General features: G+C 43.0%; 9 protein-coding genes. 2 read left to right on the top strand and 7 right to left on the bottom strand.

The genetic code is table 11. The features are described from left to right. Nucleotides 1–208, top strand: a 208-nt coding sequence (locus tag ACR2F7_RS11165) for a phosphoribosylformylglycinamidine synthase subunit PurQ (protein WP_432713644.1), incomplete at its 5' end; no start/stop codon positions are given. Between the two features lie 279 nt (nt 209–487). Here the strand turns inward: ACR2F7_RS11165 and ACR2F7_RS11160 are convergent. Both ACR2F7_RS11160 and ACR2F7_RS11155 read right to left on the bottom strand, forming a co-directional pair. Continuing rightward, entirely contained in the window at nt 488–3,052 is a 2,565-nt protein-coding gene (locus tag ACR2F7_RS11160) for an ABC transporter permease (protein ID WP_432713643.1), read from the bottom strand. 5 nt (nt 3,053–3,057) lie between these two features. Beyond that, nucleotides 3,058–3,771, bottom strand: a complete 714-nt coding sequence (locus tag ACR2F7_RS11155) for an ABC transporter ATP-binding protein (protein ID WP_432713642.1) — start codon at nt 3,769–3,771, stop codon at nt 3,058–3,060. Between the two features lie 65 nt (nt 3,772–3,836). Between ACR2F7_RS11155 and ACR2F7_RS11150 the strand changes: the two genes are divergently transcribed. Continuing rightward, complete coding sequence (locus ACR2F7_RS11150; protein ID WP_432713641.1) at nt 3,837–4,535, top strand: arylesterase; 699 nt, start codon at nt 3,837–3,839, stop codon at nt 4,533–4,535. A gap of 3 nt (nt 4,536–4,538) precedes the next feature. On the opposite strand, the gene ACR2F7_RS11145 is transcribed toward ACR2F7_RS11150, so the two are convergent. From ACR2F7_RS11145 to msrA, 5 genes are all read right to left on the bottom strand, one after another. Next, the gene (locus ACR2F7_RS11145; protein WP_432713640.1) at nt 4,539–5,804 is read right to left on the bottom strand and encodes a M23 family metallopeptidase; all 1,266 of its coding nucleotides are present in this window, start codon (nt 5,802–5,804) and stop codon (nt 4,539–4,541) included. 107 nt (nt 5,805–5,911) lie between these two features. Beyond that, nucleotides 5,912–7,060 carry an aldose epimerase family protein gene (locus tag ACR2F7_RS11140; RefSeq protein WP_432713639.1) on the bottom strand — a complete coding sequence of 383 codons (1,149 nt, stop codon included), beginning with the start codon at nt 7,058–7,060 and terminating at the stop codon, nt 5,912–5,914. A gap of 2 nt (nt 7,061–7,062) precedes the next feature. Then, nucleotides 7,063–8,151 (bottom strand): glycoside hydrolase family 2 TIM barrel-domain containing protein, encoded by a 1,089-nt coding sequence (locus tag ACR2F7_RS11135; RefSeq protein WP_432713638.1) that lies wholly within the window; start codon nt 8,149–8,151, stop codon nt 7,063–7,065. Nucleotides 8,152–8,186: 35 nt separating this feature from the next. Then, a complete protein-coding gene (locus ACR2F7_RS11130; protein ID WP_432713637.1) occupies nt 8,187–9,218 on the bottom strand; it encodes a glycoside hydrolase family 43 protein in 1,032 nt (343 codons plus the stop codon). A gap of 3 nt (nt 9,219–9,221) precedes the next feature. Next, nucleotides 9,222–9,899 carry a peptide-methionine (S)-S-oxide reductase MsrA gene (msrA, locus tag ACR2F7_RS11125; protein WP_432713636.1) on the bottom strand — a complete coding sequence of 226 codons (678 nt, stop codon included), beginning with the start codon at nt 9,897–9,899 and terminating at the stop codon, nt 9,222–9,224. Between the last annotated feature and the right edge of the window lie 326 nt (nt 9,900–10,225).

The raw sequence follows: 10,225 nt of genomic DNA, 5'->3' as shown, positions 1-10,225 counted from the left end.
TTACGAAAGTTACCCGGCTAACCCTAACGGTTCTGCTTACAATACAGCCATGATGTGTGATACTACAGGTAGACACCTGGTGATGATGCCACATATTGAACGTTCTATTTTCCAATGGAACTGGGCAAATTACCCAGCAGGTCGTCAGGATGAGGTAACACCATGGATTGCTGCTTTTGTAAATGCCAGAAAATGGTTAGAAGCTTAGTCAGCAATTTTTAAAATATAATATCCAAAAGCCTGTGCCCTTTACGAGGGGTACAGGCTTTTTTACGTCAGGCTAATTCATCTCTAACCCATCAGTTACTAATCACTAACTATTGGGCCTGATTGCAGAGGGAGTTGGTACCGGCTTTCTGGCGGATTTCCGCTAGCCTCCCGCTAGCAGCCCGGTAGGAAACCCGTAGCAAGCCCGGGTTAATGATTAGTTTATGGTTAGCAAAAAACAAGCTATTGGTAAGGTTATCTTTATTTGAAGTTTAAAGATTTAAGTGTTCAATACTTCAATCGGTGGATGGTTTAACACTTTCCTGCTGCTCAACATGCCGGTGATGACCACTAATAAACTGACGGTAGAAAAAAGGATGACTATAGGCCATAGCGGTGGAGTAAAACTACTCTCAAAACTATAAGCCGCTAATGCCCAGCTTGCACCAAGGGCCAGAATCATCCCTGCGCCAGCAGCAAGGGCACCTAAAAATAAGTATTCTATAGCAGTAATGCTTAATATTTGTTTCCTGCTGGCTCCTAAAGTGCGCAATAAAGCACTTTCCTGTAAGCGCTGACTTTGGCTAGTCAGCACGGCAGAAATGAGTACAATCCATCCCGTGGCCATGCTAAAGGCGGCCATAAACTGAATAACAAAGCCTATTTTAGACAATACCTCATCGAGTACTTTTAAAATAAGTTCCAGGTCTATCACCGAAACATTGGGGAAATTGCGTACAACATCTGCCTGGAAATCTGCCGACTTTTCACTGGAGGGCACCCTGGTCATCAACACATGAAACTGTGGTGCATCTTCGAGTACACCTCGCGGAAATACCACACGGAAATTGGTTTGCATGCGGCTCCAGTTTACAGACCTTAAGCTGCCTACCACCGTGGGCATCATCACACCTTGTACGTTGAAAACCACTTTATCTCCAACATCTACATTGATGCGGTGGGCATAATTTTCTTCCAGCGAGACATAAACAATGTCGTCCGGATTTTTAACCTCTCCAAACCAGGTGCCTTTTACAATTTTCTCGGCATCCGTTAGTTTATCCTGGAAAGTTACCCGGAGTTCCCCACGAAAAGCACGCTGGGCAGGCATCACGCTATCTTGTTTAGACATGGCGGCAGTATCGGCAGCAGTTTTACCATTGATCTCCTCAATTCTGACGGTAATGATGGGCACCTGGCTGATGACAGGAAGATCAAATTTTTTGGTGAGTGTGGCCACTTTTTCTTTCTGACTGCTCTGAATGTCAAAAAGTACCATGTTGGGTTGCGTCTCTCCCGATGATAAGGTAACCCTTTTCATCAGGATCCCCTGCACAAAAAATAAGGTACATATAAATGCCGTGGAGAGGCCAATGGCTACGGTAAGCATGACCGTTTGGTTATTTGGCCGGTACAAGTTAGCGAAGCCCTGCCGCCATAGATAGCCACCCACAAAAGGGATCAGCAAGCGCACAAGCCACATTAAAATGCCAGAAAGGGCATATAACAGCAGAAAGGCGATGGAGATGCTGGCAGAAAATACCAGCGCTTCCATCCAGTTGCGCATTTGGAAATAGGTGAACAGCACAACGAAGCCCAGGATGAGCAGGTACACCAGCCATTGTAAGAAATCTATTCTCCGTTGTGACCTTTCGAAAGATAACCTGAGTGCATTGAGCGGCGAAATGCGGCGGACACTGAGCAGGGAGGGAAGGGCAAAAAGAATGGAGATGATGACGCCTAAGATGATCCCCTGGGTGATGGCCGGCCAGGATACCTTCATGGTGATCTCCACGGGAATAAAATCTTTAAGAACCGCAGGCAATAAGTATTGAATTAAACTCCCTGCAGCAGCACCCAACACAGCCCCAATTAAACCGATAAAGAAAATCTGGATGAGGTAAATGATAAATGCTTCCCAGGCTTTAACACCCAGGCAACGCAAGGTGGCAATGGTGCCCATTTTCTCTTTGATGTAAACATGGATGGCACTACCTACACCAATGCAACCTAATAATAAGGCAATAAAACCTGCGAGGGCAAGAAAACGGTTCACATCTTTAAAGCTCCTGCCAGTATCTTCTTTACGCGAGGCTACGGTTTCTGTATCCATACCCAGCTTATCCAGCTCAGGCTGAATTTTCTTGAGTTTATAATTGATAGTTGAAGGTCTGTTAAAGCGGAAATAATACTTGTATTGCACCCGGCTTCCTATTTTGGTGAGCCCTGTTTCCTGCAGGTAGCTTAAGGGAATATAGACTACAGGGGCTACTGTAGAGGCTATGCCACTCTCGCCGGGGACTTTGTTAATGGCACCTTCAATGGCAAAATTAAGGGAGCCCACTTTAATGGAGTCGCCAATCTTTGCCCCATATTGTAAGAGTAGTGTTTGATCGACCAAGGCTCTCCTGCCAGTTCTAAAGGTTTGAGCCGCCTCCACAGGGGTGGTCTCAATGTTCCCATAAAATGGGTAATTGCCCTCCAGTGCCCTGATCTGCACCAGTCGGCTGGCCTCATTTTTAATAAAATAAAGCATAGAGGCAAAGCTTCTTTCACTTGCGCGCTCATCGCCAAGGGTATCAATCAGGCCTTTAGCCTTTTTGGGCAGCGCCTTGTGGTTGTCTAATATCAAATCTGCCCCGGTTAGGAGCTTCGCCTGGTTTTCAATGTCACGTTGCATATTATCGCGAAAAGAGTACACGGCCACCAGTGCCGCGATACCCAGGATGACTGCCGAAATAAAGAGAAAAAGACGTGATTTATGCCGGCGACTGTCGCGCCATGCCATTTTAAACAACCAGCCTATATTGACTGACCTTGTGGGTAGTAAATTTTCTTCCGCCATATTATTTAAGGTCTTCCTTTGCTGGTAAACTCTTCTACGGGGCCATCATAAATGATAACACCGCCTTTTAGCCGGATGATTCTGCTGGTTCGCGAGGCCAGTTCCTGGTCATGGGTAACAATAACCAGTGTGGTGCCTGCATCTGTATTGAGGCTAAATAACAGCTGCTCCACTTTTTCACTGGTTTCAGCATCGAGGTTTCCGGTGGGCTCATCAGCAAAAAGGATAGCAGGCTGGTTAGAAAAAGCACGGGCAATAGATACACGTTGCTGCTCACCTCCAGAAAGTTGTACCGGGTAATGCTGCGCGCGCTCTGCCAGGCCCACTTTGTCTAACAAGTCCATGGCATGTGCACGAATGTTTTTCTCCCTGCGCAGCTCCATAGGCACCATTACATTTTCAAGGGCCGTGAGGGTGGGCATCAGCTGAAAGTTCTGAAAGATGAAACCCACATAACGGTTGCGTACAGCAGCACGATCATCTTCAGAGAGCTGATCCAGGTTGATACCGTTTAAATTGACCGACCCTGACGTGGCCCTGTCCAGACCAGCACAGAGGCCCAGCAGCGTTGTTTTGCCACTTCCTGAAGGACCAGTGATGGCCAGGGTAGAGCCTGCTGTAACAGCAAAGTTGATGTGGTTGAGCACAATCAGTTCTTTTCCGGCACTCTTATATATCTTATTGACGTTTTCTATATTCAGGATATTTTTTTCTGGCATAGCTTGCTTTTTGCTGACTTAAAATTAACAAAGAAAAGCTATATTTAAGTTCATCTATTGAATATATGTTACTTTACAATTTAAGACACACTTTGTTCATCTGTAGCATTTTGCTCAGTGGATGTGCCAATGATCAGAAAAAAGCAACTGAGGACCGGACCTTAAACGTACGGCCAACAGAAGTGGCGCCTGTAGCTACCGATTTGCCGGTAAAAGAGAAAAATATTTTATTTTTTGGTACGAGTCTGACTGCAGGTTATGGCCTTGACCAGCAGGAGGCCTACCCGGCATTGATTCAAAAAAAGATAGATTCTTTAAACCTCCCTTACAAAGTCATTAATGGAGGGCTAAGCGGGGAAACCTCAGCAGCAGGAAGAAGCAGGATCGACTGGCTGCTCAAGCAACCTGTAGCGGTATTTGTTTTGGAGCTAGGTGCCAATGATGGCCTTCGGGGGATTCCTGTGGCCACCACCACCGCTAATTTACAAGCTATTATTAATAAAGTAAAAGCCAAATACCCGCAGGCAAAACTTGTTTTAACAGGCATGCAGGTGCCACCAAATATGGGGCAGCGCTATGCGGCAGATTTCAATGCCATGTTTAAAACGATAGCTCAAAAGAATAAAATGGAATTTGTTCCCTTTTTATTGGAAGGTGTAGGAGGGAAGCCGGAGTTAAATCAGGAAGATGGTATCCACCCAACTGCTGAAGGACAGAAGATTCTGGCAGAAAATGTATGGCTGGAGCTGAAAGGTGTTTTATAGGTTTTACTGCTTTATCCACCCCACGGTATTGTCTTTCTTTATAAAGTAAAAACCGTTATAATTTCCAAAGACGGAGATTTTAGTCCCGGCATTATATTCCCTGAGGATTGCCGCACTTAACCTGGGTAAATTGTATAGGGGTTGACTTTGCGCAAGTGTGATGGATTTAATGGGCTTCAGTAGCGGATTGATGCTCTTTTCAGCAACGAAAGTTTTACTTTGGTCGGGTAGAATAAGCCGGTAACCATTAGCGGCAGCGGCTTGAATAATAGATGGAGTTTGGTTGAGCAGCACCGTATCGCCAATTCTTTTGCTATTGGCTGTTATTTTTGCAGCATTCAATTTACGGCTTTGAATAAAAGGAAGCGGATCTACAGCACCATTTGCAGTATAAATGCCAAAATGAAGGTGAGGGGCCGTGGTAATGGCATTCCCGGTGTTGCCGATAAGTCCAATGGTATCACCTTTTTTTACGATCTTTCCGTTTGCCACCAGCTGGCTGTCAAGATGTGCATAGTATAAATTAATAGATCGTCCATTTGGCTTCAGAAAAATCACTTTTCCACCCAGATTATTTAGTCCAACATGGCTGATGATTCCATCGGCAGCAGCAACAGCAGGGGTAGCGCGGGCAGCAAAAATATCTATACCTTCATGTTTCCTTTGTCCGGCATCACGACCATCTCCATAATAACTTCCTGTATGGTGTTTAGCAGCTTGGGCAACAGGGTCTCCTAAGGAGGGGGCGGCAGTAATTTCGAGCTCATAAGAAACTGACGCTAACAATTCTGGCTGGATCCTGATTATATATCTACCTGTTTCTTCTATGATATAACTTAATGCATTTTCACCGGTTTTTATAGATTCCAGGTGTTGAGGACCCTTAGTACTATCAATAGGCAAGGTAAAAAGGTCAAGGAAGAGCTGAGTACTGTCTGTACTGTGCAGGGAGAATTTTACCTGGAGGAGTTCTCCATTCCGGGCTTCAAATACTAAACCCGTAGCTTCAGGGTTTTCCATTAAGAAGTATCCTTTTTCAAGATAGGGAATTTTAATTTCTACGGGCTGTAAAAGGCTGCGCTGTGCAGCCAGAATCCATTTGTTAAAAACAATACTGCCATTCAATCCAGCATTTTTTAACTTTTGTTCATAGGCTTCATGAGGGCTTTGTGTTTTGAATATAGATTTGCTGAACTTGTCATTACAAGAAAAACTTACCGTAATGGCCATGAGGAATAGTGAACATAAAAAAATAGCGTTCGTTTTCATAGCTATATAAACAACATCATACGCAAAAAGTTGGCGAATGTACAGCATGATTTGCCAGTGAAAAGAGGCCCTTTTGATTTTGAATGCAAAAGGACCTCTTGGATTACTTAATCGGCTATAGAAAATTTATAGATGGATACGGTTTCATAGGGCTGCCCTGCTTTAAGCACGGTAGTAGGGAATTGTGGCTGGTTTGGAGAATCAGGGAAATGCTGTGTTTCTAAGGCAAAGGCAGTTCTAAAGTCATCCTTATGGTTGCCTTTCATTACATTTTTGCTTTGCATAAAATTTCCGCTATAAAACTGCAAACCGGGCTGATCAGTAAACACCTGCATTTTGATTTTTGATTGATCGCCGATAACAGTGGCCACTGCTGTATTGGCATCGTGGGTCTCTAATACAAAATTGTGGTCATAGCCTTTACCATGTTTAAGCTGCTCGTTAGCGGCATCAATTTCAAAACCTATGTTCTTTGCTGTTGTAAAATCAAACGGTGTATGTTTTACGGGTTCAAGCTTACCTGTAGGAATCAATGTACTGTCTACAGGGGTATAGCGGTCTGCATTGACTTGTAGCTGATGATTTAATATAGAACCACTGCTTTCTCCGTTTAAATTAAAGAAAGCGTGGTTAGTGAGATTGACTACGGTAGTTTGATCTGTATTGGCTTTATAGCTTATTTTTAATGCGTTATCTTCAGTCAGCTCATAGGTTACTTTAACTTTTAAATTGCCTGGAAATCCTTCTTCCATATCTTTAGAAAGATAACTCAGCTCTAAGGTGCTTGCATTTACCTGCTGAGGATCCCACACCACAGCCTGGAAACCCTTTTTGCCACCATGCAGTGTATTTACGCCATTATTGGTAAATAAAGTATAATCCTTGCCTTCCAGAGAAAACTTGCCACCGGCAATGCGGTTCCCAAAACGGCCAATGGTGGCACCAAAATAAGGTTCTGTAGAATTGATATAACCCTCTACACCATTAAAGCCAGCCACAACATCTACTAACTGCCCATCTTTGTCGGGCACATAAAGGCTAACCAGCCTCCCACCATAATTGGTGATGGTGGCTTTGACACCTTTTTTGTTCTGTAGTACAAATAAGCGTACTTTTTTGCCATCAATTGTTTTTGTAAACGACGCGCTATTTTCATCCATAGGTTCATTACTTGAAGCATTACACCCTGCCAGAATGGTGAGTGCCATTATGCCATAAGCAATGCAGGTCGGTATATATAACGTTCTTTTAAGCATATTTATCTCTTGCCCGTTAATTGTTTAATTAAATCTACTTCAGCCTGTTTGTAGGGAGTACCATCAGGGTTAAAAATCTCATGAAACCATAATTCGGGCTCTTTGCCATCTTTCATGGGTAAATCCCATGCATATTTGGTATTCGTTTTGCCCGCAACCAAGCCCCAGTTGTAAGCGCCTATGTTTTCCTTTTTCAATAGCGGCATGATGTTACTGAAAAGACTATTTCTTGACCTGGCCATATATTCTGTACAAATTAAAGGTCGTTTGGAAACACTTCTAAGGGTATCAATCCATTGTTGATGATCCTGTGGATCGCCATAGTTATGGTAGGTGGTGATGTCAGAATTTTTGATTTGGTAATCAGTCAGCTCTTTCAGGCTTTTATTCCACACACCGACAGAAAGTGGCTGACTAGGATTTGCGCTGCGTGCCCATTCAAATACCTTTTTTAACAGGGGCAAGCTTTTGTTACCATAGTTAGAGTTTCCAGGTTCATTATAGAGATCCCAAAGCACTATTCTTTTATCATCCTTAAAAGTCGCCAGTATATCTTTTACATAGGCTTCCAAGGTATCGGTAAGTGTTGGATCATCAAACAGGCGGTCTCCCGGGTCTCTCACCCAACCAGAGTTATGGATACCTGGTTGAGGTGCAGGTTGCTTTCCTGCTTCATAAGTTGCATTCCAGCAGTCATCAAAAAACACAAAGAGGGTAGACATTTTGTGTTTTTCAGCGATGTCAAGGTATTGCGCAACACGCTTTTTGAAACCTTCTTTATCCTGTTGCCAGGCAAGGTGATGGAGATAAACCCGCATGGAATTCATACCTATGCTTTCTCCCCATCCCAGTTCTTTATCGATGGTAGCAGGGTCAAAGGTGTCTTTTTGCCACATTTCTAGCTGGTTTATAGCTGTGCTGGGGATAAAATCACTGCCCCTTAACCAACCCCATTGTTGATACCAGGTATTGGCTTTTTCGACAGTCCAGATTTCCCTTGGAGCGGTGCTTACCGACGCATTTCTCGTTATACAGGACTGAAAAGTGAGCGTAAATAAAACTAGCGCTAAATAGAGTTTTAAATTTTTCATGCTTATTATATTTGGTTTAAAGGTTTATTTATTTGTTAATCTTTTTCGCCTGAAGGATTTAATATTGGCGTATTTATTTTTACCGGAACACCAAAATTGGGCGTTCCATCGGCATTCCAGCTAAACTTCTGCATTCGTGGGTTCCTTTCATTGCTGCACTGCAGACCTGGGTTTGCATTGGCATGATAAATTATCCAGTCTTCTTTTCCATCTGGAGATTTAAAAAAGCCATTATGTCCAGGGCCATAAGCACCATTTTCAGCACTTTTTGTGAAAACCGGTTGGGCAGATTTTGTCCAGTGTGCAGGATTCAAGGGATTGCCATTTTCTTTCAACATTAGCATACCCAAGGCATAATCATCTGTCCAGCAGCCACTGGCTGAGTAGACCAAAAATACGGCACCTTTCTTGTTGATTAAAATTTCAGGCCCCTCATTGACATCAGGGATGCCAATTTTCTCCCATTCATAAGCAGGTTTAGCAATCTCGACCCTTGGTGTGGCCATTTTCCAGGGTTCAGCAGCGAGCCTCGCTATATAGAGATGCTGGTCCTGATTCGATTTAGAGGTATGACCGCTCCAAATCATATAATTGGCTCCTTTATATTGAAACACGGTGGCATCAATAGCGAAGAAATCAGCCTGATCATCTTTAATCTGCCCTTTATTTACCCATGTGCCCTGTAAAGGATCTTCATGGGTATTCTCGAGCACATACATTCTTTGTGTTGCTAAATCTGGTGAAGACCCCGCAGTATAATATAAATACCATTTATCCTTGAGGTAATGCAGTTCCGGGGCCCATATGTTTTTGGACCCTGTACCGCTTTCGGGAGCACTATACACCACTTTTTTAGTTGCCGTATTTAATTTTGAAAGGGTTTTTGTTTGATACAAAACAATTTTGTTGCCTTCCGTATGCATATAGTAATATATGCCCTTTCGTTGAATGACCCAAGGATCAGGGCCGCTTTTCAGCAGTGGATTGGTAAATGAGTTTTGTGCAAAGCAGGAAACAGACAAGGATATCTGCAGCAAAAGGAGGAAGGAAAAAGTTTTAATGTACATTATCTAAGATTGTTGGTTTTTAACATTCTTGATCAAGGTAGGAAATCTTTTTTTAAACATTACCACTTTAGGTTGTGATACTTTTCTAATGTATAAATTCCATGGGTTTTTTAGGTAATAGTCCTGATGTTCACTTTCTGCAGGGTAAAAGCTGCTGAAAGGTTTGATCTCTGTTACAATTGCCGCAGGGTACAAATGGCTGCTATCCAGGCTATCGATGACCCTCCGGATTGTTTTGTATTCTTCAACCGAGCGGTGGAAGGCTATGGACCGGTAATCGCTGCCTATATCTGGTCCCTGTCGGTCTTGTTGTGTGGGATCATGCATGTAAAAACACAACTCCACCAATTTTTTATAACTGATCACTGCCGGATCATAATAGACCTGTACACTTTCTGCATGCCCTGTTGTTTTAGTCAATACAGTTTCATAAGTAGGGTTTTTAGTGTGGCCACCAGCATAACCGCTGACTACGTTATTGACACCCTTTATTTCCATCATACATTGTTGCATGGTCCAGAAACAACCGCCGGCAAAATCTGCTACCTGCAAGTGCGGCTGTACCTTGGGCAGCACGGCAAAGCCATTTTTACTTTCTAATTGCTGCAGTTGTTCTTCATGACATGCTTGTAGGCATAATAAAGAAACAATACAGCAGCGTAAATAGAACTTTATCTTCATATAGAGTTGTACTGATGGATGAGGATTTGGTATAATTAAATTTAATAGAAATTAGAATAGCATGCTATAACAATTTTACGCCAATTTCTTATATTAGTATGAAGGTATTTCAATGAAATACAGGTGTTTAAGCTCATTATATTTAATGACTATGAAAACTTATCATCAAGCGAAAATGCTTTGCCTTGCTTTCCTGTGCATTTTATGTGGCCTGGGTTGTGAAAAAGATCCACCTGCACCACAGCCGTTTTTCTTTATGCAATTGTCAGACCCACAGTTTGGTTTTTATACAGGTAATAAAGATTTTGTGAAAGAGACGGTCAATT

The sequence above is a fragment of the Pedobacter sp. genome, from assembly GCF_045628745.1.
GTDB lineage: Bacteria > Bacteroidota > Bacteroidia > Sphingobacteriales > Sphingobacteriaceae > Pedobacter.
Note: the sequence above shows the minus strand (reverse complement) of the source record. Positions and strands in the feature narration are given on the sequence as shown.